Origin of the sequence: Streptacidiphilus jeojiense, assembly GCF_000719095.1 — a bacterium.
In the GTDB taxonomy this organism is placed as follows: Bacteria; Actinomycetota; Actinomycetes; order Streptomycetales; family Streptomycetaceae; genus Streptacidiphilus; species Streptacidiphilus jeojiensis.
In genome coordinates this window covers 203,193-224,704 of sequence record NZ_JOEH01000026.1, presented here as the reverse complement: position 1 = coordinate 224,704, position 21,512 = coordinate 203,193, and the positions used below count along the sequence as shown (strand labels likewise).

The 21,512-nt window shown below is 72.3% G+C and carries 21 protein-coding genes and 1 pseudogene; 11 read left to right on the top strand and 11 right to left on the bottom strand.

Annotation, left to right across the window (positions count from 1 at the left end):
• Positions 1 to 88 precede the first annotated feature (88 nt).
• Positions 89 to 2,050, bottom strand: a complete 1,962-nt coding sequence (locus IF29_RS0131230; RefSeq protein WP_037597227.1) for a phosphocholine-specific phospholipase C — start codon at positions 2,048 to 2,050, stop codon at positions 89 to 91.
• Positions 2,051 to 2,314: 264 nt separating this feature from the next.
• On the opposite strand from IF29_RS0131230, the gene IF29_RS0131225 reads away from it, so the two are divergent.
• Positions 2,315 to 4,078 carry an ABC transporter ATP-binding protein gene (locus IF29_RS0131225; RefSeq protein WP_030261850.1) on the top strand — a complete coding sequence of 588 codons (1,764 nt, stop codon included), beginning with the start codon at positions 2,315 to 2,317 and terminating at the stop codon, positions 4,076 to 4,078.
• 45 nt (positions 4,079 to 4,123) lie between these two features.
• On the top strand, positions 4,124 to 4,987 hold the full coding sequence (locus IF29_RS0131220; RefSeq protein ID WP_030261848.1) for an LLM class flavin-dependent oxidoreductase: 864 nt from the start codon (positions 4,124 to 4,126) through the stop codon (positions 4,985 to 4,987).
• A gap of 57 nt (positions 4,988 to 5,044) precedes the next feature.
• On the opposite strand, the gene IF29_RS0131215 is transcribed toward IF29_RS0131220, so the two are convergent.
• Together IF29_RS0131215 and IF29_RS0131210 are read right to left on the bottom strand one after the other, a co-directional pair.
• Positions 5,045 to 5,671, bottom strand: a complete 627-nt coding sequence (locus IF29_RS0131215; RefSeq protein WP_030261847.1) for a maleylpyruvate isomerase family mycothiol-dependent enzyme — start codon at positions 5,669 to 5,671, stop codon at positions 5,045 to 5,047.
• Between the two features lie 186 nt (positions 5,672 to 5,857).
• Positions 5,858 to 6,319 carry a membrane protein gene (locus IF29_RS0131210; protein WP_030261845.1) on the bottom strand — a complete coding sequence of 154 codons (462 nt, stop codon included), beginning with the start codon at positions 6,317 to 6,319 and terminating at the stop codon, positions 5,858 to 5,860.
• Positions 6,320 to 6,441: 122 nt separating this feature from the next.
• Here IF29_RS0131210 and IF29_RS0131205 point away from each other — a divergent pair, with 122 nt between their 5' ends.
• Positions 6,442 to 7,728, top strand: a complete 1,287-nt coding sequence (locus IF29_RS0131205) for a vWA domain-containing protein (RefSeq protein WP_030261843.1) — start codon at positions 6,442 to 6,444, stop codon at positions 7,726 to 7,728.
• A gap of 7 nt (positions 7,729 to 7,735) precedes the next feature.
• On the opposite strand, the gene IF29_RS0131200 is transcribed toward IF29_RS0131205, so the two are convergent.
• Positions 7,736 to 8,626 carry a sigma-70 family RNA polymerase sigma factor gene (locus IF29_RS0131200; protein WP_030261841.1) on the bottom strand — a complete coding sequence of 297 codons (891 nt, stop codon included), beginning with the start codon at positions 8,624 to 8,626 and terminating at the stop codon, positions 7,736 to 7,738.
• Positions 8,627 to 8,731: 105 nt separating this feature from the next.
• Here IF29_RS0131200 and IF29_RS0131195 point away from each other — a divergent pair, with 105 nt between their 5' ends.
• The 3 genes from IF29_RS0131195 (at position 8,732) to IF29_RS0131185 (ending at position 11,208) form a co-directional block, all read left to right on the top strand.
• Complete coding sequence (locus IF29_RS0131195; protein WP_030261840.1) at positions 8,732 to 9,181, top strand: carboxymuconolactone decarboxylase family protein; 450 nt, start codon at positions 8,732 to 8,734, stop codon at positions 9,179 to 9,181.
• Positions 9,182 to 9,303: 122 nt separating this feature from the next.
• Positions 9,304 to 10,305, top strand: a complete 1,002-nt coding sequence (locus IF29_RS0131190; RefSeq protein WP_030261838.1) for an NADP-dependent oxidoreductase — start codon at positions 9,304 to 9,306, stop codon at positions 10,303 to 10,305.
• A gap of 126 nt (positions 10,306 to 10,431) precedes the next feature.
• Complete coding sequence (locus IF29_RS0131185) at positions 10,432 to 11,208, top strand: amidase domain-containing protein (protein WP_030261836.1); 777 nt, start codon at positions 10,432 to 10,434, stop codon at positions 11,206 to 11,208.
• An 81-nt stretch (positions 11,209 to 11,289) separates the two neighbouring features.
• Here the strand turns inward: IF29_RS0131185 and IF29_RS0131180 are convergent, their stop codons facing one another.
• The 3 genes and pseudogenes from IF29_RS0131180 to IF29_RS42520 all read right to left on the bottom strand — a co-directional run bounded on the left by IF29_RS0131180 (position 11,290) and on the right by IF29_RS42520 (position 13,646).
• Positions 11,290 to 11,724, bottom strand: coding sequence for a P-loop nucleotide/nucleoside kinase family protein (locus tag IF29_RS0131180; RefSeq protein WP_232242675.1), 435 nt, complete (start codon positions 11,722 to 11,724; stop codon positions 11,290 to 11,292).
• Positions 11,633 to 12,991: pseudogene (locus tag IF29_RS48065) on the bottom strand (MFS transporter); the annotation flags it as partial. The pseudogene IF29_RS48065 and the gene IF29_RS0131180, both read right to left, overlap by 92 nt.
• Positions 12,992 to 13,205: 214 nt before the next feature.
• Positions 13,206 to 13,646, bottom strand: coding sequence for a mycothiol transferase (locus IF29_RS42520; protein ID WP_232242674.1), 441 nt, complete (start codon positions 13,644 to 13,646; stop codon positions 13,206 to 13,208).
• Positions 13,647 to 13,812: 166 nt separating this feature from the next.
• On the opposite strand from IF29_RS42520, the gene IF29_RS0131165 reads away from it, so the two are divergent.
• Both IF29_RS0131165 and IF29_RS0131160 read left to right on the top strand, forming a co-directional pair.
• Complete coding sequence (locus IF29_RS0131165; protein WP_030261831.1) at positions 13,813 to 14,391, top strand: XRE family transcriptional regulator; 579 nt, start codon at positions 13,813 to 13,815, stop codon at positions 14,389 to 14,391.
• 72 nt (positions 14,392 to 14,463) lie between these two features.
• Positions 14,464 to 14,928 carry a hypothetical protein gene (locus IF29_RS0131160; protein WP_030261829.1) on the top strand — a complete coding sequence of 155 codons (465 nt, stop codon included), beginning with the start codon at positions 14,464 to 14,466 and terminating at the stop codon, positions 14,926 to 14,928.
• A gap of 22 nt (positions 14,929 to 14,950) precedes the next feature.
• Here the strand turns inward: IF29_RS0131160 and IF29_RS0131155 are convergent, their stop codons facing one another.
• The 3 genes from IF29_RS0131155 to IF29_RS0131145 form a co-directional block, all read right to left on the bottom strand.
• A complete protein-coding gene (locus IF29_RS0131155; RefSeq protein WP_157624015.1) occupies positions 14,951 to 15,337 on the bottom strand; it encodes a hypothetical protein in 387 nt (128 codons plus the stop codon).
• Positions 15,338 to 15,434: 97 nt separating this feature from the next.
• Positions 15,435 to 16,130: a 3-oxoacid CoA-transferase subunit B gene (locus IF29_RS0131150; RefSeq protein WP_030261826.1), complete on the bottom strand. Its 696-nt coding sequence runs from the start codon at positions 16,128 to 16,130 to the stop codon at positions 15,435 to 15,437.
• Positions 16,127 to 16,819 carry a 3-oxoacid CoA-transferase subunit A gene (locus tag IF29_RS0131145; protein WP_030261825.1) on the bottom strand — a complete coding sequence of 231 codons (693 nt, stop codon included), beginning with the start codon at positions 16,817 to 16,819 and terminating at the stop codon, positions 16,127 to 16,129. The genes IF29_RS0131150 and IF29_RS0131145 overlap by 4 nt, the downstream gene beginning before the upstream one ends.
• A 71-nt stretch (positions 16,820 to 16,890) precedes the next feature.
• On the opposite strand from IF29_RS0131145, the gene IF29_RS0131140 reads away from it, so the two are divergent.
• The 3 genes from IF29_RS0131140 to IF29_RS0131130 all read left to right on the top strand — a co-directional run bounded on the left by IF29_RS0131140 (position 16,891) and on the right by IF29_RS0131130 (position 20,859).
• The gene (locus IF29_RS0131140; RefSeq protein ID WP_030261823.1) at positions 16,891 to 17,793 is read left to right on the top strand and encodes a LysR substrate-binding domain-containing protein; all 903 of its coding nucleotides are present in this window, start codon (positions 16,891 to 16,893) and stop codon (positions 17,791 to 17,793) included.
• Positions 17,794 to 17,883: 90 nt separating this feature from the next.
• On the top strand, positions 17,884 to 19,095 hold the full coding sequence (locus tag IF29_RS0131135) for a 4-hydroxybenzoate 3-monooxygenase (protein WP_051726258.1): 1,212 nt from the start codon (positions 17,884 to 17,886) through the stop codon (positions 19,093 to 19,095).
• A gap of 54 nt (positions 19,096 to 19,149) precedes the next feature.
• A complete protein-coding gene (locus IF29_RS0131130; protein WP_030261820.1) occupies positions 19,150 to 20,859 on the top strand; it encodes a methyltransferase in 1,710 nt (569 codons plus the stop codon).
• Between the two features lie 28 nt (positions 20,860 to 20,887).
• Here IF29_RS0131130 and IF29_RS0131125 read toward each other — a convergent pair whose 3' ends face one another.
• A complete protein-coding gene (locus IF29_RS0131125; protein WP_030261818.1) occupies positions 20,888 to 21,460 on the bottom strand; it encodes a TetR family transcriptional regulator in 573 nt (190 codons plus the stop codon).
• Between the last annotated feature and the right edge of the window lie 52 nt (positions 21,461 to 21,512).

Genomic DNA, 21,512 nt, shown 5'->3' with positions numbered 1-21,512 from the left:
GGGGAGCAACCCCGGGCCCGGTCGTGGAACGGACCTGCGGTGGAACGGACCTGCGGTGGAACGGACCTGCGGTGGAACGGACCCTGCGTCAGCTGCCCTGGTACTGGCGGCCGGCGAAGCGGCGGGCGAAGCCGTCGCCGACGTTGGCGGTGACCGTGTAGTCGTAGCGACCGGCCGTGCTGGCCAGGGTGCCGGTCCAGCTGCCGCCGGCGGCGACGGTGACGCTCCGGACGGACCCGCCGGACGCGCCCTGGGCGACGTTCACGCCGACGGTGAAGACCGCCGCGACGGTCCCCGCGTTGGTGAGGTGCAGGGTCTGCGTGGCGCCGTCGGCGTTGTCGACGACATAGGCCTCCGGGTGGGCCTTGGTGGTGCTGGTCCAGGTGCGGACGTCGCCCTGGAAGCCGCGCAGGTAGCCGTCCGGGCCGTGCACGTCGAAGTCGTAGAGGCCGCCGCCGTAGGTCAGGGCGCTGAAGTAGTCGGAGATGCTGCCGCCCGCCGCGCAGGTGTAGCGCCAGGCCGCGTAGGTGCGGTGGTTGACGGCGTAGGCCGTGAAGCCGCCGCCCAGGCTGCCGTTGGCGACGGTCTTGAACCAGATCCGGTTGGTGGAGGTGTCGGTCCACGAGGTGGTGTCGAAGCGGTAGCCGATCGGCAGCGCCGGACGGTCGCCGCTCTCCTGGGCCGGCAGGGTGGAGCTGGACGGTGCGGTGGCGGCCGGCAGGGACTTCTCCGCGTCGCAGGCGGCGACCAGTGCGGCGGTGTCGGGCAGGGTGGTGGGGAAGGCGGTGCCGGCGGTGGAGAAGCTGAAGGCCGAGGTGAGGTCGCCGCAGACCTGGCGGCGCCAGGCGGAGATGTTGGGCTCGGTGACCCCGCTCCAGCGTTCCACGAACTGCAGCACCGAGGTGTGGTCGAAGGTCTGCGAGCAGACCCTGCCGCCGCTGCTCCAGGGCGAGATGACGGTCATCGGCACGCGCGGGCCCAGCCCGATCGGGTTGCCGCTGATGAACTCGTCGGCGGTGCCGGTCGGCGGCACCGGCGGGGCGACGTGGTCGAAGAAGCCGTCGTTCTCGTCGAAGTTGAGGAAGACCACGGTCTTGGCCCAGGTGGCCGGGTCGGAGGCGAGGGCGTCCAGGATGCCGTTGACGTAGTTGGCGCCGTAGGCCGGCGGGTTGGCCGGGTGCTCGGACTTGGCGGCCGGGGCGACCACCCAGGAGACCTGCGGCAGGCGGCCGTTGGCGACGTCCGCGGCGAAGTCGGCGACGGAGTCGGCGGATCGGGCCATGCCGCGGGTGTAGAGGGCGGAGCTCGGCGAGGCGGTCTTGAACTGGGTGAACCAGGCCAGCGGGTTGTCGTCGTAGTTGTCGGCCTCCTGGTAGACCTTCCAGGTCAGTCCGGCGGCCTGGAGCCGCTCCGGATAGGTGGTCCAGGTGTAGCCCTTCTCGCTGTTGTCGGTCACCGGTCCGCCGGCGGTGCCGTTGGGGTCGATCCAACCGGTCCACTGGTACAGCCGGTTGGGGTTGGTCGGCCCCTGCACGGAGCAGAAGTAGCTGTCGCAGACGGTGAACGCGTCCGCCAGGGCGTACTGCCAGGGGATGTCGTTGCGGCCGTAGTAGCCCATGGTGGTCTTGGTCTTGGCGGGGATCCAGTTGTTGTACAGGCCGCTGTTCCAGGCCGAGTGGGTGCCGGACCAGGAGTGGTCCAGGTCCACGATGCGCTGGGCGTTGGTGGTGCTGGTGTCCAGGTGCCAGGGCAGCAGCACGCTGCCGCCGCTGGGTCCGCTGGTGGTCTGGTGGAACACGTCGGAGCCGCTCGGGAAGCGCAGCAGCGAGGTGTCGCCGAAGCCCCGGACGCCGGAGAGCCTGCCGTAGTAGTGGTCGAAGGAGCGGTTCTCCTGCATGAAGATCACCACGTGGGCGATGTCGCTGATGGAGCCCGCGGCGGCCGGGGCCGCGGCGGCCTTGACCAGCGACGCCGGCAGGACGTTGGCGCCCACTGCGGCGGTGGCCGCGGCGGCTGAGCCGAGGAAGGTACGGCGGGACAGGGCGGGCACGGGGACCTCCGGAGGACGGGGGCAGCAAGGGGCCACGCCAATGTCCGGCGGCAAGGTGACGGGCCGCGCGGACCGGAATGTCTGCGGCATGAACACGACCGTACTTTTGGTCCATACCCGTTACCGATTCGAGATCGGACCGCGGCGCCCGTCGACGCGTCGTCCAGGTGTTCTAGGCTGTCCGCGGCCCAACGTCGTGCCTGCTCGCTGCCCTCGCTCCGCACCCATCACTCAGTTCCCGAACTGCATGCCGGGAGAGCCTTCGTGACGTCGTCCAGTCCGCTCGACCACCACTACCGCGGCGAGAACCCGCTGCGCACCCTGCTCTACCTGCTCCGCGAGGACCGGGGCCGTCTCGCCCTCGGCACCGCCGCCTTCGCCGTCAAGCACAGCCCCACCTGGCTGCTGCCCGTGGTCACCGCCAACGTCATCGACATCGTGGTCAGCCACGGACCCCTCACCCAACTCTGGCTCAACTGCGGGCTGCTGTTCGCCCTGCTGCTGCTCAACTTCCCCGGCCACCTGCTCTACGTCCGCTGCTACAGCCGGTCCATCCGGCGGATGAGCACGGGGCTGCGCTCGGCGATCTGCCGCCGGCTGCAGGAACTGTCCATCGGCTACCACTCCCGGGTCAGCGCCGGGGTGCTGCAGACCAAGGTGGTCCGCGACGTGGAGACCGTGGAGCAGATGGTCCAGCAGTCCGCCGACGGCGGGCTGGCCGCGATCTGCAGCCTGCTCGGCGGTCTGGCCGTCATCGCCGCCCGAACCCCGGTGTTCCTGCCCGTCTTCCTGATCGTCGTCCCGGCCGCCGCGACCCTGGTCATGCGGCTGCGGTCGCGGCTGCGCAGCCACAACGAGTTCTTCCGCCAGGAGGTCGAAGTCCTGTCCTCGCGGGTGATCGAGATGACCTCGCTGATCCCGATCACCCGCGCCCACGGACTGGAGCAGGACGCCATCAGGCGCGTCGACGGAACCCTGCACCAGGTCCAGGGCGCCGGGTTGCGCCTGGACCTGCTCAACGGCCGCTTCGGAGCGCTGTCCTGGGTGACCCTCAACGCCCTCGGCGTGGGCTGCCTGGCGGTGGCGGCCCAGGTCGCCTACAGCGGTGCGTTCGGGGTCACCGCGGGCGACGTGGTGATGCTCAGCGCCTTCTTCACCACGCTCACCGCCGCAGTGACCGCGCTGATCAACCTGGCGCCGACCATCAGCAAGGGGCTGGAGTCCGTGCGGTCCATCGGCGAGGTCCTGCAGGCCCCCGACCTGGAGAGCAACGCCGGCAAGGCGGAGGTCGCCGCCGTCACCGGCGCCGTCCGCTTCGAGGCGGTCGGCTACACCTACCCCGAAGCCGCCGACCCCTCCGTCGCGGACTTCAGCCTCGACATCGCGCCGGGCGAGACCGTGGCCCTGGTCGGCGCGTCCGGCGCCGGCAAGTCCACCGTGCTCAACCTCGCCATCGGATTCCTGCGCCCCAGCACCGGGCGCATCCTCCTGGACGGCGTCGACATGGAGACCCTGGACCTGCGCACCTTCCGCCGCTCCCTGTCCATCGTCCCCCAGGAGCCGATCCTGTTCGAGGGGAGCATCCGCGAGAACGTCGGCTACGGCATGGGCGAACTCCCCGAGGAGAAGGTGCGCGACGCCCTCCGCGACGCCAACGCCCTGGAGTTCGTGGACCGGCTGCCCGCGGGAATCGACACCGTGGTCGGCGAACGCGGCGCGCGGCTGTCCGGCGGGCAGAAGCAGCGCCTGGCCATCGCCCGCGCACTGATCCGCGACCCCCGCATCCTCATCCTGGACGAGGCCACCTCGGCCCTGGACCTGCGCGCCGAGGCCCTGGTCCAGGAGGCGCTGGCGCGGCTGATGCACGGACGCACCACCTTCGTGGTCGCCCACCGGCTGTCCACCATCCGTGGCGCGGACCGGATCGTCACCATGCGCGCCGGCCGGATCGCCGAGATCGGCACGCACGACCAACTGCTGCACCACGGCGGCGAGTACGCCGACATCCACGCCGCCAACATCGCCTGACGCGTGCCCCCGCTCCTGTCAGTGCCAGGTGGCAGGGTGGGGGTCATGCATTACTCCGTCAGCGTTCCCAACTTCGGCGAGTTCGCCCGGCCCGAGGTCTTCGCCGAGGTCGCCCGTCGGTCCGAGGCGGCCGGATGGGACGCGGTGCTGGTGTGGGACCACGTGGTCGAACAGAAGGCCCTGCACCGGGACATCGCCGATCCCTGGATCCTGCTCACCGTCGCGGCGCTGGCAACGCGCCGGATCCGGCTGGGTACCGCGGTCACCCCCGTGGCCCGGCGCCGGCCGGCCAAACTCGCCAGGGAGGTGACCACCCTGGACCGGCTGACCGGCGGACGCGTCGTCCTCGGCACCGGTCTGGGCGCTCCCATCGCCGACGAGTACGGCAGCTTCGGCGAGACCACCGACGCCCGGGTGCTCGCCGAACGCCTCGACGAGGGCCTGCACGCACTGGACCTGCTCTGGTCCGGTGGGCCGGTGAGCTACCGCGGCAAGCACACCACCATCGACGACGTGGTGTTCCGGCCCACCCCGGTCCAGCAACCACGGGTCCCGATCTGGGTCGGCGGGGTCTGGCCCAACAAGGCACCGATGCGCCGAGCGGCACGCTGGGACGGAGCCATCCCGATCATGGCCGGCTGGCAGGCCGCACGACCACCGGACCTGGGCCAGGTGCGGGAGCTCGTGCGCTTCCTCCGAACCTGCCGCGCCGACAACGGACTGACGGACCGTCCGTTCGACATCGTCGTCGGCGGTGCGAGCCCCACCGGGACCGCCGGCCGGGATCTGGTCGCGGCACGCGCCGACGCCGGGGCCACCTGGTGGGACGAACGCATCCCCTGGGGCGAGGACCTGGACCGCGCCGAGCCACTGCTGCGCAGGATCGAGCAGGGACCGCCGCGCGGGTGACCGCGACGGCCCACGGAGTCGACGGCCACCGGGCCGAGGGCGGTCGCGGCTTCGGGCTCAGTCCGCGATGGCCGGCGCTCCGTCACCCGCCAACTGGGCGCGATACGCCGACCGTCCTGCCATCGCCATGACCAACGCGAGCGTGCTGCCGTTGACCTGTGCGCCGTCCTGCGGGCCAGCGGCGAACGGTCCGTCGGTCGCGGACAGCCGCAGCCCCTGCGTCCGTCGCTTGCTCGGCACGGTCATGTTGGTGCGCTGGTAGTACTCGGCGACCCGGGTCAACGCGGCGATCGGGTAGTCGCGTCGCAGGCCCAGCGGGTGGCGGACGTCCTCGCCGTGCACGACCGCTTCGCCCAGCACCGCCACGACCGGGACCGGCGGCTTGGTGGTGCTGGTGACCGAGCGGCGGAACCGTTCCAGCGTCTCACCGGCGTCGGCCCCCAGTTGCTGGGCCAGCCGGTACGCGTTCTGTGCGTCGAAGTCGAACCGGCACCGGATCACGCCGGCCATCCAGCGCGCCGGCCCCAGCCTCGCCCCCGCCGTCAGATGCGCCACGACCTGACGGACCGTGAACCCGGTGCACAGCGATTCCGTGCTCCACTGCACGTCCTCCAGCCCCGCCAGATCCTCGGCCAGCGCCGCCCGCTCCGCATGCACCATGCCCCACAGCTCCGCGTCACCCATGGTCGTCCGTTCACCCGTCCTCGTCCGCCGGTCGGACCACAAGACTGCCACCCGATCAGCCGGGAGCACGTTTCCCTGCGAGTCGGCACCGTGGTCGACGTCGACGGAGGCCGCACCGGCACGGCCGTCATCAGTCGGACCTGACACTCCTGACCCCGTCGAGGGCCGCCCGCCTGCGCGGGCCGGTCAGTGGCCCAGGGTCGAGCCGGGGCGGACGATCATGATGATGGTGACGGCGGCCCAGAGCAGGTTGAAGATGCCGACGAACATCGCCAGCTGCTTGGTGTCCTTCACGGACGCCGCACCGTCGCGGCCGCCCTCGATCAGCTGGGCCTGGCGCGGCAGCACCAGTGCGCCCAGCACCGCGGCGGCGAGCAGGGTCAGCACGATGGAGACGATCACCCAGGTCTGGCCGGTCACCTTCATCACCCCGGCCGCGGCGAAGCCGAACAGCGGTACGGCGATGCCGACCAGCGCGTAGATCCGGCAGATGCGGTAGAGCACGGCCATCGTCGCCTCGGCGTCGCCGGCGCCCGGGGCGGCCAGCGCCCGCCGGGCGACCGGCGGGAACATGCTGGCCGCCACGGCGACCGGGCCGATGGCGACGATGGCGGCGAGGATGTGCAGAGCGAGGAAGAATTTTGTCACCCGCCGAGTCTAGGAAACCGGCAACGGCACCCCTCCGGCGCCCCGGACCTGGCCCGACCGGCCCGGACCCCGCGCCCCGGAAAGTGCCGCCGTGAGGGCCCGCGCTGCGGAACAATGCCGCCATGACCGAACTCCTCCCCGGTGCCAATGTCGCTGTCCCCTCCGGCTCGCTGGACCTGGTGGTCCGCTGGTCCTGCGGCTCGGTGCTGGACGCCTCGGCCGTGCTGGTGGGTGCGGGCGGCAAGGTCCGCAGCGATGCCGACCTGGTGTTCTACAACCAGCCGGAGGCGGAGGGCGGCGCGGTGCGCCTCCAGGGCGGCACGCCGGGGCGCCAGTCCCTGCTGCTGCAGCCCGAGCGGCTGCCCGCGGGCGTGGAGCGGGTGGTGATCGCGGCGACCCTGGACGACGGCAGCTTCGCCCATGTGCGCGACCTGGCACTGGAACTGCACGACGCCGACGGCGCGGTCGCCGCCGTCTTCCCGGTACGGTCCGCGGGCCGGGAGACCCTGCTACTGCTCGGCGAGGTCTACCGGCGCCAGGGCGGCTGGCGGCTGCGGGCCCTGGGCCAGGGCTACGACACCGGCCTGGCCGGGCTGGCCGCCGACTTCGGCGTCGCCGTCGACGACCAGCCGACCGCGGCACCGACCGCGGCACCGACCCCGGCCGAGGCCGCGCCGGCCGCCGCCCCCGCCGACCCGGTCTCGCTGCGCAAGGAGATCGTGCGGGTGAACCTGGCCAAGCGGGGTGCCGCCGGGATCCGGGCCCGGGTCGCCCTGGTGCTGGACCGCTCGGGGTCGATGCGCCCGCTCTACAACGGCGGCACCGTGGGCCGCCTGGTGGAGCGGATGGCCCCGGTCGCCGCCGTGGTGGACGACGACGGCTCCCTGGACGCCTGGATCTTCGCGGACCACTGCGCCCGGCTGCCCGAACTGAGGGTCCCGGAGCTGGCCGGGTGGATCGAGCGCAACGTCTACATCCGCGCCGGGCACCGTCAGCTCCCGGAGCTGCCGGGCGGACGCTCCCGCGTCCCCGACTACCTGGTGGACGTCTTCGGCGGCAACAACGAGCCCGAGGTGATCCGCGACATCCTGGACTACTACGCGGAGCGTCCCGGTGATCCGGTGCTGGTGCTGTTCTTCTCCGACGGCGGCATCAACCGCAGCCGGCAGATCCAGGAGCTGCTCACCCGGGCCGCCTCCCAGCCGCTGTTCTGGCAGTTCATCGGGCTGGGCAAGTCCGACTACGGCATCCTGGAGCGCTTCGACACGCTGCCGGGGCGGGTGGTCGACAACGCCGGCTTCTTCCAGGTCGACGACTTCGACCGGATCACCGACGCGGAGCTGTATGACCGCCTGCTCAGCGAGTTCCCGCAGTGGCTGGCCGAGGCCCGCCGGCTCGGCATCGCCTGACACCTGTTCAGCCGACAGCATCGGGCAGGTCCATCGCCGCGAGCTTGGCCGGGTCGATCACGATGGCGATGCCGGCGATCCGGCCCGCCACCACCGTGAACGCCATGACCGACATCGGCGCGCCGTCCTCGCGCCAGGCCACCATCCCCGGAAGGCCGTTGACCAGCACCGCCGTCCCCCGCGCGGCAGCGGCCGCGCCCAGCTGCGCGCCGGCGGCGACCTTGGTGGCGCCGAGGGTCACCACCACGCCGTCGGGGGTGTCGACGGTCAGTCTCACCTCCGGGTCGAGCACCCGCAGCAGTCCCTCGAAGTCGCCGCGGCGGGCTGCCGCCAGGAAGGCCCGGACGACATCGTGCTGCTCGCGTCCGGCGGCTGTCGGCCGTTCGGTCGTGCGCACCTTCCTGCGGGCGCGGCTGGTGAGCATCTTGGTGGCGGCGGTGGACTTGCCGAGGATCTGGCCGATCTCCTGGAACGGCACCGCGAACAGGTCGTGCAGTACGAACGCCAGCCGCTCGGTCGGCCCCAGCGACTCCAGGACCACCAGGAGAGCCAGCCCGACCGAGTCGGCGAGCGCCGCCTCGTCCTCCGGCGCTGGGCCGTCGGCGACCGCCACCACGAGCTCGGGCAGCGTGTCGTCGTAGGTCGCCTCGGGGCGGGCCGTACGCGATCGCAGCACGTCCAGGCTGATCCGGCCGACCACCGTGGTCAGCCAGCCGGCGAGGTTGTCGATCTCGGCCGTGTCCTGGCGCGAGAGCCGCAGCCAGGCCTCCTGGACCGCGTCCTCGGCGTCGGCCTTCGATCCGAGCATCCGGTTGGCGATCGCGACCAGACGCTCGCGCTGGTCCTGGAACGCCTTGGACACCGGGTCCGTCGGGTCCATCGGGCTGGTGTCGGACATGTTGTTACCTTCCTCGGCTCTGCTCCGTCACAGGTATGACGGCCCTGGAGCGGTCCAGGTAACCGACGAGTCAACTACGAGTCACCTTTCAAAGGAGCAGGACCGATGGAAGCACGTATCGAGAGCCGGCCGAACCCCGACGTGATGACGGCGATCAAGCATCTCAACAAGGCGATCCACGGCGCGGGCGTGGACCCGCTCGTGCTGGAGCTGGTGCATCTGCGCACCAGCCAGATCAACAGCTGCAGCCCGTGCGTGTACGCCGGGGCCCGGTCGGCGAAGAAGCACGGGGAGACCGACGAGCGGCTGCACAGCGTGGTCGCCTGGCGCGAGACGCCCTTCTTCACCGAGCCGGAGCGGGCGGCGCTCGCGCTGGCCGAGGCCGCCACGCGGCTGCAGGACGGCGCACCGGGGGTGACCGACGAGATCTGGGACGCCGCCGCCGCCCACTTCGACGAGGGGCAGCTGTCCGCGATCGTCCTCAACATCGCTCTGACCAAGTTCTTCAACACCATCAATCACACGGTCCGGGAGCAGGCCGGCAAGTCCTGGTGAGGGCGGGCGGGCCCGGGGGCCTGGGCAGGGTGGTGGGTGTGCCGGGGCATCCGTTAGCGTGATCATCGCACCTGTCGTGGCGTCAGCCGACCCTGCCTGCCCACGCCCAGCGAGGAGTCCACGTGTCCCGCACGTTCACCGCCGTCCGCCAGGTCCGACGGCCCGAGGGGGTTCCGGTTCCCGAGGACTTCGCCGTGGTCACCGGGACGGCGCCGGACCTGCGGGCGGGGCAGGTGCTGGTGCAGAACCTCTACCTGTCCGTCGACCCGTACATGCGCGGGCTGATGCGCAGGGAGGGCTGGGCGCGGGGTTTCGGGCTGGAAGGTCGGAGCCTGGGCCGGGTCGTGGAGTCGCGCGACCCGGCCCTGCCGGAGGGGACGACCGTCTTCCACCACCACGGGTGGGCCACCCATGCCGTGCTGACCGGCGACGAGGTCCGAACCGTGGTGGCACCGCCCGGAGTTCCGCTGCCCGCCTATCTCGGTGTGCTCGGCGGCACGGGGCTGACCGCGTTCGTCGGGCTGACCCGGATCGCGCGGCTGCAACCCGGCGAGGACCTCTTCGTCTCCGCGGCCGCGGGCGGGGTCGGCGGTTCGGTGGGCCAGATCGCACGGCTGCTCGGCGCCGGCCGGATCATCGGCAGCGCCGGGACCCCCGCCAAGGTCCGGTACCTGATCGACGTGCTGGGCTTCGACGCGGCCTTCGACTACCACGACGCGAGCGTCACCGAACAGCTCGCCGCCGCCGCACCGGACGGCATCGACGTCTGTTTCGAGAACGTCGGCGGCGACCACCTGGAGGCAGCCCTCGCCGCGCTGCGGACCCGGGGACGGGTCGCCTGGTGCGGGGCCATCGCCGAGTACAACAACCCGGAGGACCCGCCGGCGGCACCGCGCAACCTCGCCGAGATCATGCGCAAGGACCTCCGCGTCGAGGGCTTCGGGGTGCGCGACCACCTCGACGCCAGGGCGGACCTCGAAGCCCTGGTCATACCCAACATCCAGGCGGGACGCGTACGCGTGGACCAGACCGTGGTCGACGGTTTCGACCGCATCGTCGACGCCTTCCTCGGCCTGCTGCGGGGCGAGAACACCGGCAAGATGCTGGTCCGGGTGGCGGACTGAGCGGCCTCGTTGCTGAGGTCATGCCATTTTCTTACTGATCCGGTGTGACGCTGTGGCGGCTGTGCGGAGTCTGGGTGAGTGAGAGATGGTCTTGTTCAGAACCAAGAGCTAAGGAAGTCCACCACAGTGACGCATGTTCTCCGAAGCCGAATCGCCTCCGCCGCGGTCGTGGTGGGAATCGTCTGCGCCGGCGCTCCAGCGCTGGCCGCGCCCGCGGTCGCGGCTCCCCGGCCGTCCCTGAGCCAGGGTCAGACACTGCCGGACACGGACGTCGTCTCGCGCGCGATCGAGGTCGGCTACGCCGACGCCCATTGGAACTGGACGGCCTGGAACGACAGCACCCCGGTTGCCTTCGGAAGCGCCCAGCCCCAGTACCAGTGCGCCGAGTTCGTGGCCCGGGCGCTGGCCGCCGCCGGGCTGGTGCCGGGGCTGGGCCCGAACGACCCGCAGGACGACTACTTCAACTACACCGCGCCCAACGGCAAGGTCTACGACCTGCTGCTGATCTCGGAGCTGCCGCAGTACAACAACCTCTACGCCTACCTGATGGACAGCGGCATCGGCCAGGACGTCGGCGACCAGCCCGGGCAGGCGCAGCCCGGTGACATCGTGGTCACCTACCTGGGCCCCGACGGCACCCTCAGCCATGTCGGCCTGGTGGCCCAGGCCGCCACCGACACGACCGAGGCGACCGTGGACGCCCACAACAACGCCCGGCTCGACTACGGCTACCACTACTACGCGCCCTCGCACCTGGTCCGGCTGGTCCCCAACGCCCTGCTGGAGGTCTGGGCCTGGACCGCCGAGCAGCGACTGCTGCACCCGGCCCCGGCCACCCCGACCACCCCCGGCCCGAAGTCCCGACTGGCCCTGCCCACCGACCCGGCGGGCCCCCAGGTCTAGCGACCGACTGCCCGGGAGTGGTCCGAGGACTTGAGAGAAAGGGGGCCGTCCGGCCTGCAGCCGGACGGCCCCTGCTCCAGCTCAGGCCGGGGACTGCAGGACGACCTGCTCGCCCTCTCCGTCCGGCTCCTCGAAGCCGGACAGGTAGCGGTCGAACAACTCCGCGTCCACGGTGACGGAGTTGGCGCCTTCCTCTGCGTTGCGTACCGCCAGGCGACCCTCCAGCACCGTCCGGTCGCCCTTGAGGTGGATCAGCTCCCAGCGGCAGCCGTGGGCCTCGATCAGCGCCTTGTAGTCGTCGCGGGCGGCGCGGCTCCAGAAGCTGTAGTCCACCACCACGTCACGGCCGGCCCGCATCAGCTCGACCAGTTCCCGCCGCTGCTCGCGGCGGACCACCTCCTTGAGCCGGTCGAAGGCCTCGGTCTCCAGCACCAGGCCGGCGTCGCGCCCGCCGAGCCGTCGCCAGACCACCTCGTCGATGGAGAGTCGGACGAAACCGCGTCGCTCCAACCCCATCGCGTACGTGGTCTTGCCTGCTCCCGGCAGCCCACACATCAGCACCACCGTGCTCACTCGTTCCGTCACCGAGCCAGGCTAGCCCGGAGCGCCGGGCCGCGGGTCGGGCGACAGCGTGATCCGTGCCCCGGGCCACCGCTGCCATCGGCAGGGCCACCAGCAGCAGGACCGCGCCGAGCACGAGACCCGTCGTGGTGAACCCGGCGGACACCGACAGCAGCGTTCCGGTGATGGGGCCGCAGGCGACGCCGAGCGACGAGGCGGAGCCGATCAGCACCGCCCAGCGACCCCGGCCGTCCAGGCGGGCGGCCAGGCCCAGCAGATAGCTGAGCACGAAGGGGTAGACGCCGTTCCAGGCGATCTCCCCGAAAGCGAAGGGCAGCGCGGAGTGGGCGCCCGCGCTGAGCGCCACGCATCCGGCGATGGCCACGGTGCCGGCGCCGATGGGCAGGGCGCGGCCGAGGCGGTTGCCGAGCGTGCCCGCGGCGGCGGTGCCGAGCAGCCCGGCGCCGAGGGCCACCGCGAAGACCAGGCCCAGCAGGGACTCGGACAGGCCGGCCCGGTCGAGTCCGATCCGGGCGCTCACTCCCCAGAGCGCGTTCTGCGCCATCGACCACAGCAGGATGCAGCAGGCCAGGGTGGACCCGGCGGCGCGGAGCGGCAGCGGTCCGGCCGGGGGCAGCGGTGCGTCGGTGGTCCCGGTGGCCTGCCCGGTGCCGGTCAGCGCGCCGGTGCCGGGCAGCGCGCCGGTGCCGGGCAGGGCCAGGGCGCCCCAGGCCGCGATGCAGGCGAAGGGCAGCCGGTGGCCGCCGCCGAGGTGAGGCAGGATCAGATACAGGGAGCCGGCGACGGCCGAGGTCAGCAGCAGCCCGCGGACCGAGGTCCGGTGCGGATCGTGCTGCCCCGCGATGCCGGTGGCGGCGACCGCGGCGACCGTCCCGGATCCGGCGCCGCCCAGCAGGCAGCCGAGCACCAGCAGCGGCAGCGCCCCGACCGGGGCGGCCGCGGCCAGGGCGAAGCCGGCGATATGCAGGGCCAGACCGGCCCTGGCCCTTGCCGCGGCGCTGCCCGCCGACCTGCGGGAGGTGAGGGTGAACCCGGCCGCGGCCGAGGCCAGCAGCAGGGCGCTGCCGATCGCCCCCGCCGCGGCGGGCGCGAGCCGGTAGTCGGCCGTGAGCCGTCCCACCAGCGTCGGCAGCAGGTAGGGGGCCAGGTAACCGGCGGAGAAGAGCATGGTGAGCGAGGGCGTGACGGCGCGCGCGGGCATGGGCGGACCTTGGAGCGAAGTGGCCGGGTGAAGCGCCCGTGCCCGTGACGACGAGAGGTGCGCAGAGCAGGTGTATCAAACCGGCGATCTTTCACAGAAGGGGGTTTGACCTGCTTAAACACTCCGTTGCCAGCTTGATGCGGGGCCGAGACGGATCCGAAACCGGAGGGGTCGGGTCCGCCTGCGCCGACTGGTCCGCGCGGCGGCGGAACGGTCAGTGCAGCACCATCCACTGGCGGCCGTCCAGCAGTTCCAGGGCCGCGTCCAGATGGCCTGCGTGGCAGGCCGTCTCGGCGATCACGTGCAGCAGCAGCTCCCGGTGGGTGTCCAGCCGCCAGCTTCCGAAGCGGTCGTCGGGCCACCAGGCCGGGGCGGCTCCGGCGGCGGTCCGGGCGATGACGGCGTCCGCACCCGCGCACTGCTCGCGGTAGCGGGCCAGAACGGCGCCCGACGGCTCGTCACCCGGCACCTTCCAGGCGTCCCCGCTCGCGTCGAGCAGAGCGCGGGCCCCGGGCTCGCCGGCCAGGACGGCGCGGAACCAGAAGCACTCCACGTCCAGCGCCAGATGGTTGAGCAGCCCCAGGCAGTTCCAGCCGGACGGCAGCGCCGGCCGCCGCAGCTCGTCGTCGGACAGCCCCGCGACCGCGCCCAGCAATGGCGCCGCTGCTCGCGCAGCGACGCCAGCAGGTCGCGCACCTGGAGATCCGTCATGGCGGTACTTCCCTTCCGGGGAACGAGGACGTCAGCGCTGTGACGAACGACGACCCGGAATCAGACAGCGCTTGCCTTAACGGCATACAGTCATGCCTATGACGCATGGCATGGGCGATGACGACGCGGAGCTGGACAGCCTGGTGCGCAAGCGCATCCGCGGGCTGCGGGTGGCGCAGGGCTGGTCGCTGGAGGAGCTGGCCTCCCGCGCCCGGCTGAGCCAGTCCACGCTCAGCCGGATCGAGAACGGTCAACGCCGGCTGGCCCTGGACCAGTTGGTGACCCTGGCCCGGGCCCTGGACACCACCTTGGACCAGCTGGTCGAGACCGCCGGCGACGACGTGGTCTCCAGCCCGATGATCGACGGAGCCCACGGAGTGCTGCGGTGGCCCGTCAAGGCCGACCCGGGCATGACCGTCGTCCACCAGCGGATGACCGACCCGCCGCCGGACAGCCCCGCGCGGCTGCGCGCCCATCCGGGCCGCGAATGGCTGGTGGTCCTGTCCGGAACGGCGATCCTGCTGCTGGGCAACCGCCGCCTCCGCGTGGAGACCAACCAGGCGGCCGAGTTCCCCACCATGCTCCCGCACGCCATCGGCGCGGAGAACGGGCCCTGCGAGATCCTCGGCATCTTCGACCGCGACGCCCGGCGCGGACACCAGAGCGGCCGGGCCGCCCCGACGGAGTAACCGCGGCGATCGCGCACCGCACCGGCGACTAGGCTGAAAACCCGATCCGGCAACAGGCCACCAGGAGGGCACATGCCGTACGCCGTCGACTTCAAGGACGTGTCCACCGTCGGCCTGGAATCCTCCCCGGTCGCGGACGCACTCGCAGGCCTCCGCGCCAACGAGGCGCGCTATTTCAAGAACAAGTACGACCACACCTTCACCGTCACCCCCACCGCCGAGGCGCCGGAGGTGCTGGCGTGGGTGAACCGCATCCTCGCCGAGGAGCGCGACATCGTCATCGCCTCCCCGCCCCTGGAGGTGACCTCCTTCGAGGTGGACGGCATCCGGATGGCCTACGTGTTCTACCAGTCCGGCCTGTCCATCAACGTGATGTACACCGTCCAGGACGGCGGGAAGCGTGCCGTGGGCTTCAAGCTCTCCGAGGGCATGGACGTTCCCGAGGAGCTGGCGTCACGCTTCAAGTTCGCGCGGCAGAAGTCGAAGCTGGCCGGCGAGATCCGCGGCTCCTTCTTCGTGATCAAGGGCGAGTACTGAGCGGCGCGGTCCGGGGAGCGGGTCACTGGCTCTTGCGGAGGGCGATGTAGGCGGTGCCCAGGGTGGCGCAGGAGGTCTTCGGGGTGCCGGCGGGGACGGTGGCGGTGGCCGCGAGGTGCTGCATCAGGGTCAGCCGGGTCTCGTCGTCGAACTTCGCCTTCTGCAGGGCCGCCAGCACCGCGTCGACCGTGCTCGCCAGGGCCGTGCCCTGCTCCTTGCAGTCGGCGGTCAGCGCCTTGAACGCCTTGGTGTAGCTGGCCTGGGCGTGGGCGGTGCCATGGGCGCTCAGGTCCTGGTCGCGCAGCTGCGCCGCCGGGTTCACGATGGTGGCGCTGGCCTGGTAGGCGCAGCCGGTCAGGGACAGCGCGGCAGCGACGACGACGGGTGTCCAGGCGGAGGATCGGAACATGCCGGGCAGCATGCCACAGCCGGGTGACTGCCTGTCACCTGTTCGGTGGGGGCGGTACGACATTCCGAGGGACGTGCTAATCGGCGACCGGAATCGATCAACGACGTGACTGCGTCGCGGCGGCGGCGCCGTCGAGCCGGGCCGCCAGGTCGGCCGCCGTGCTGCCCCAGGTCTCCCGGATCCGCATGCCGTCCGGGGTGGTGTCGAAGGTGGCGTGGTCGGTGTAGACCCGGCCGACGCAGCGGACCCCGGTGAGCGGGTAGCTGCAGGACGGCACCAGCTTGGGCTCGCCCGTCCTGGTGAAGAGCGTCATCATCACGTAGACGTTCTTGGCGCCGATGGCCAGGTCCATGGCGCCGCCGACGGCGGGGATGTCGTCGGGGCGGCCGGTGTGCCAGTTGGCGAGGTCACCGGTGGCGCTCACCTGGAAGGCGCCGAGCACGCAGACGTCCAGGTGGCCGCCGCGCATCATCGCGAAGGAGTCGGCGTGGTGGAAGTAGGCCGCTCCGGGCAGTTCGGTGACCGGCACCTTGCCGGCGTTGGTGAGGTCCGGGTCGACCTGGTCGCCGGTGGCGGCCGGACCCATGTTCAGCATGCCGTTCTCGGTGTGCAGGACGACCCCGGCGTCCGCGGGCAGATGGTCGGCGATCTTGGTGGGCTGGCCGATGCCGAGGTTCACGTAGGAGCCCCGGGGGATGTCCCGGGCGATGACGGCGGCGAGCTCGTCCATGGTCAGCGGTCCGCGGTCGAGGTGCTCGACCGCGCCGGCGGCGGCACTGGCGACGATGGTCATCGTGCTCCCTGGACGGTGTAGTTCCGGGCCTGGACCCGTACGATCCGGTCGACGTAGATGGACGGGGTGACCACCGCCTCGGGGTCGAGCTCCCCCAGCGCGACGACCTCGTTCACCTGCACGATCGTGGTGGTGGCCGCGGTGGCCATGACCGGGCCGAAGTTGCGGGCGGTCTTGCGGTAGACCAGGTTGCCCATCGGGTCGGCCCGGTGCGCGGAGACCAGCGCGTAGTCGCCCTTGATCGGGTACTCCAGCACGTAGTCGCGGCCGTCGATGGTCCGCGCCTCCTTGCCCTCGGCGAGCGGCGTGCCCACCGCGGTCGGGCAGAAGAACGCGCCGATGCCCGCGCCGGCCGCGCGCATCCGCTCGGCCAGGTTGCCCTGCGGCACGACCTCCAGCGCGATCCTGCCGGCGCGGTAGAGCTCGTCGAAGACGTAGGAGTCGGCCTGCCGCGGGAACGAGCAGACCACCTTCCGCACCCGGCCCGCCTTCAGCAGCGCGGCCAGGCCGACCTCGCCGTTGCCGGCGTTGTTGGACACGATCGTGAGGTCCTTGGCACCCTGCCGGATCAGGGCGTCGATGAGGTCGAACGGCATCCCCGCGAAGCCGAAGCCGCCGACCAGGACGGTGGAACCGTCCTGGATGCCGGCGACGGCCTGGTCGCAGGTGTCATGGAGGAGAGCAGTCACGACTCCACGTTAGGGGGCGGGGGTCGATAGGGTGAAGTATCAATATCACGGTCGATTGAGAGGCAGCAGATATGGATCTTCGCCATCTGCGCTACTTCGTCGCCGTCGCCGAGGAACGCCACTTCGGCCGGGCCGCGGAGCGGCTGCGGATGGCCCAGCCGCCGCTGTCGCAGGCGATCCGCCGGCTGGAGGGCGAGCTCGGGGTCGAGCTGCTGCGCCGCACCACGCGCCGGGTCGACCTGACCGAGGCCGGTCGCGCCTACCTGGAGCGCGCGCACGCGATCCTGGCCGAGGTCGACGAGGCCGCCGACCTGGCCCGCCGGGTGGCGGCCGGCGGCGTCGGCCGCCTGGCGATCGGCTGCGTGGGATCGGCCACCTACAGCCTGCTGCCGGCGCTCTCCCGGCACCTGTCGACCGAACTGCCCGGCGTCGACTTCTCCTTCCGCGGCGAGATGCTCGCCCCGGACCAGGCCGAGGCGCTGCGGGTGGGCGCCATCGACGTCGCCCTGCTGCGCCCCTCGGCGGCGGGCCCCTCCCTGGTCACCCACCTGCTGCGGCACGACCCGCTGGTGGTGGCGCTGCCGGCGGACCACGTCCTCGCCCGGCGGCGCCGGCTGCGCGCCGCGGACCTGGCCGGCACCGACCTGATCGTGCACTCGGCCGATCGCCGCTCCACCATGTACGACGTGGTGCTGCGGGTGCTGCGCGACGCCGGCGTCGAGGCCCGGATCCGGCACGAGGTCGGCGAGACCTCGACCCTGGTCACCCTGGTCGCCGGCGGCCTGGGGGCGGCCGTCGTGCCCGAGCCGGTGTCCGCGCTGACCCTGCCCGGCGTGGTCTACCGGCCGCTGGTCCAGCCCACCACCACCGTCGCCCTGGCCGTAGCCCACCGCGCCGACCGCGCCGAACCGCACCTGCTGCGGACCGTCGAGATCATCCGGCACCTGGTCCCGACCGCGCCGGCGACCCCGTAGCCGGCCGTCGGTACCGATCTGGCGGGTTCTGACTGCATACGGGGGAATTCTGACGATCAACGGGTCCGCGGGTGCTTATGATCCACTTCCGTGACAGTGAGTCAGAGAGTCGGATCAGGCGATGAAACGGCCGACGTCGTCATCCTCGGTGCCGGACCCGCCGGACTGGTGCTGGGGAACCTGCTCCAGGCGAGCGGCGTCGACTGCCTGGTCGTGGAGCGGGCCGACGCCGCGCAGGTCCGGACCCGGGCCCGGGCCGGGTTCCTCGCCGCGAACACCGTGCGGATCCTGGACCGCCACGGCCTGGCGGAGGGTCTGCACCGTCGCGGCCGCGAGCACTCCGCGTGCGAGTTCCGCACCCAGGACGGCCGCTTCCGCCTGGACTACGGCAGCCTGGGCCGGGGTGAACGCCACACCGTCTACCCGCAGCAGGAACTGGTCACGGACCTGCTGACGCACTATCAGGGTGCCGGCGGCCGGATCAGCTTCCGGACCGAGGCGGTCGCCGTGGTCGGCGCCGACGGCTCCCGCCCCGAGGTCACGGTGCGCGATCCCGACGGCCGCCCGTCCCGGCTGCATGCCAGGTACGTCGCCGGCTGCGACGGACGGCACGGCGCGGCGCGGCGCTCCCTGCCGCCCGGTGCGGTGCGGCGGCACCACCTGGACCACGGCCTGTCCTGGCTCGGCCTGCTGGCCCAGGCGCCGCCGAGCCTGGACGCCGTGGGCTACGCGGTGCACCCCGACGGCTTCGCCGGACACATGGCGCGCACCCCCGAAGTGACCCGCTACTACCTGCAGTACCAGCGCGGCCAGGCCGCCGACGCCTGGTCCGAGCAGCGGATCTGGGACGAGCTGGCACTGCGCATGGGCGCCGCCGAGTACGGCGCGCTGCACCGGGGCCCGATCGTCCAACGCACCGTCGTCGACCTGGAGTCCGACGTGCTGGAGCCGCTGCGGTACGGATCGCTGCTGCTGGCCGGCGACGCGGCCGCGCTGCTCAGTCCGTCGGCCGCCAAGGGCGCCAACCTCGCGGTGCTGGAGGCGGAGATCCTGGCCGGCGCCCTGGTCGACGACCTCGCGCACGGCGACGCGAGGGGCCTGGAGCGCTACTCGGCCCAGTGCCTGCCCTACATCTGGCGGGCGCAGGAGTTCTCGCAGTGGATGCTCCGGCTGCTGCACGGGCCCTCCGGCCCGGACGCCGAGTCGCTGTTCCACAACGCCCTGCGCCGTGCCCGCCTCGAGTCACTGCGCACTTCGCGCAGCCAGCAGGACTGGTTCGCCGAGCACTACGTCGGCGTTTGAACACCGCTCTCCCCCACCGACACCCGGCCCACTGACACCGAGGATGCTTTCGCGATGACGACCACGATCCCGACCGACGCCGGCCGCCTGCGAGCGACCGTCGACTTCGTCCGGGAACAGGACACCGCCGCGCTGCTGTGGCTGCTGCTGCCCGGCCTGGACGCGGTGGAGCTGCGCGCACTGGCCGACCGCTGCCGCTTCTCGCACGCCGCGCTGCTGGTCTTCCCACCGGACCCGGCGGCGCTCCGTGCCGACCTGGCCGGCTGCGGGCTGGCGCCCGACACCGCCCCGTGCCCCAGCGTCGTGGTCCGCGACCGGCTGGCCGCGCGGCACGGGCGCGACGCGGCCGGGCTCGACGTCCAGATCCTGCGCCCGCCGGTGCTCGGCCCGGGCGGTGAGCAGCGCACGGTCGAGGTGTTCGCCCTGGCCGTGCCGCCGGGCTCCGACCTGACCGGGGTCGCCGAGCACGAGCGCGCCCGGCAGCACGAGGCGCACCTGGCCTTCGAGGTGGACCGGCCCGATCCGCTGCTGCTGCGCGGTCTGCGCGCGCTGCTCGGCCGGCACGGCGCGGTCGCCGACGGCGGCGGCTACAACCCGCACGAGGACGGCACCGTCTTCTACTTCGCCGCCCCCGCCGACTCCAAAGCCGGATACCGGCGGGTCGAGCTGTACGCGCCCGGCGACCACCGGGACGTGCTGGCCGGCCACCTGGACGAGCACCGGGCGAACGGATCTGCGGAAACGCTCCTGCGCCTGCTCACCGGGGCCTGGACCACCCAGGCCCTGGCCGCGTTCGCGGAGTTGCGGGTGCCCGACGCCCTGGACACCGACACCGGCACGGAGGCCGACACGCTGGCCCTGGCCGTCGGCACGCACTCGGAGAACCTGACCCGGCTGCTGCGCTACCTGGCCACGCTGGACCTGGTCAGCGAGGACCAGGACGGCTTCCGGCTCACCGCGCTGGGCGCCCTGCTGCGCACCGGCGGCCCGGGATCGCTGCGGCCGCTGGCACTGATGTACGGCGGCGCCTTCTACCAGTCCTTCGCCAGCCTGGGGCACACCGTGCGCACCGGCGAGGTCGGCTTCGAGCACCGCTTCGGCCAGAACCACTTCGACTACTTCGTCCGCCACCCGGAGCTGGCGGAGCTGTTCGACCAGTCGATGGCGGCGAGTTCGCGCATGTTCGAGCCGCTCACCGCGCACCCGGTAGTCACGGCCGCCGCCCAGGCGCCGACGCCGGGGACCGTCGTCGACGTCGCGGGCGGGAACGGGGAGCTGCTCGGCCGCCTGCTGACCGCACACCCCCGGCTGCGCGGGGTGCTGCTCGAACGCCTGCACGTGATCGAGGCGGCCCGCCGGTCGCTGGACGCCGCGGGCCTGGGCGGGCGGTGCGACTACCTGCCGGGGGACTTCGCCCATGTGCCGTCCGGCGGCGACGTCTACGTCCTCTCCCGGGTGCTGCACGACTGGGACGACGACCGCTGCCGGGAGATCCTGCGGGGAATCGCGCAGGCCATGCCCGCCACAGCCGATCTGCTGATCATCGAGCGGGTACTGCCGGCGGACGGCTCGCCCTCGCTGGCCACCGCGTGGGACCTGCACATGATGTGCAACGTCGGCGGCCGTGAACGCCGTACCGACCACTACGCCCGGCTGCTCGCCGAGGCGGGCCTGGCCCTGGTGGACAGCTCGCCGCTGCCGTTGGACGCCTGTGTGCTGCACGCCCGGAAGGCTGCCGCCGGCCAGGCTGCCGCCGGGATCTGACGGTTCGGCACCGGCCGCCGGCGCCGCCTCAGGCCGCGCCGGCGGCCATCGCCACGAGCTCGCCCAGCACCTCGCGCTCGATGTCCAGGAACGACCGCTGCTCGCCCTCGGCGAGCCACTTCACGAAGGCCACCCCGAACACGGTCACGCCCGACTCCGCGGCCAGCGTGGCCGACGCCTCCGGGACCCCGCGCGCCCGCAGGGCGGCGGCCACCACCGCGGCCAGCGCCGCCATCTTCAGCAGTTCCCGTTCCTGCAGCGCCGGATTGGCGGCGATGATGGTCTGCCGCTGCCGGGAGTGGCTGCGGCGTTCGGCCGGGAAGAAGCCCGCCGCGGCCGACAGCGCCGACTCGACCATCGCCAGCGGCGAGGCGTCCGGCGCCGCCGCGGCGACCCCGTCGACGAACGCCTGCTCCAGCAGTTCCTGGCCGCCGAAGAGCACCTCGCGCTTGTCGGCGAAGTGGCGGAAGAACGTGCGCTCGGTGAGGCCGACGGCCTGGGCGATCTCGGCCACGGTCGTCCTCTCGAAGCCGCGGCTGACGTAGAGGTCCATCGCCGCCGCCTGCAGCCGCTCCCGTGTTCCGGGCTCCCATCTCACCATGGGTTCCACTCTAGCGATGACAGCGACCGACATCGGAGCTACAGTGACAGCA

Bases quoted from the DNA above. Each gene is read 5' to 3' on its own strand.
- IF29_RS0131205 (WP_030261843.1), top strand. From the start codon at position 6,442: ATGACCGAACTCCTCCCCGGTGCCAATGTCGCTGTCCCCTCCGGCTCG.
- IF29_RS0131180 (WP_232242675.1), bottom strand. From the start codon at position 11,724: ATGGGGTTGGAGCGACGCGGTTTCGTCCGACTCTCCATCGACGAGGTG.
- IF29_RS0131140 (WP_030261823.1), top strand. From the start codon at position 16,891: ATGGATCTTCGCCATCTGCGCTACTTCGTCGCCGTCGCCGAGGAACGC.
- IF29_RS0131130 (WP_030261820.1), top strand. From the start codon at position 19,150: ATGACGACCACGATCCCGACCGACGCCGGCCGCCTGCGAGCGACCGTC.
- IF29_RS0131125 (WP_030261818.1), bottom strand. From the start codon at position 21,460: ATGGTGAGATGGGAGCCCGGAACACGGGAGCGGCTGCAGGCGGCGGCG.
- IF29_RS0131155 (WP_157624015.1), bottom strand. From the start codon at position 15,337: ATGTTCCGATCCTCCGCCTGGACACCCGTCGTCGTCGCTGCCGCGCTG.
- IF29_RS0131220 (WP_030261848.1), top strand. From the start codon at position 4,124: ATGCATTACTCCGTCAGCGTTCCCAACTTCGGCGAGTTCGCCCGGCCC.
- IF29_RS0131200 (WP_030261841.1), bottom strand. From the start codon at position 8,626: ATGTCCGACACCAGCCCGATGGACCCGACGGACCCGGTGTCCAAGGCG.
- IF29_RS0131150 (WP_030261826.1), bottom strand. From the start codon at position 16,130: ATGACCATCGTCGCCAGTGCCGCCGCCGGCGCGGTCGAGCACCTCGAC.
- IF29_RS0131165 (WP_030261831.1), top strand. From the start codon at position 13,813: ATGGGCGATGACGACGCGGAGCTGGACAGCCTGGTGCGCAAGCGCATC.
- IF29_RS0131195 (WP_030261840.1), top strand. From the start codon at position 8,732: ATGGAAGCACGTATCGAGAGCCGGCCGAACCCCGACGTGATGACGGCG.
- IF29_RS0131215 (WP_030261847.1), bottom strand. From the start codon at position 5,671: ATGGGTGACGCGGAGCTGTGGGGCATGGTGCATGCGGAGCGGGCGGCG.
- IF29_RS0131160 (WP_030261829.1), top strand. From the start codon at position 14,464: ATGCCGTACGCCGTCGACTTCAAGGACGTGTCCACCGTCGGCCTGGAA.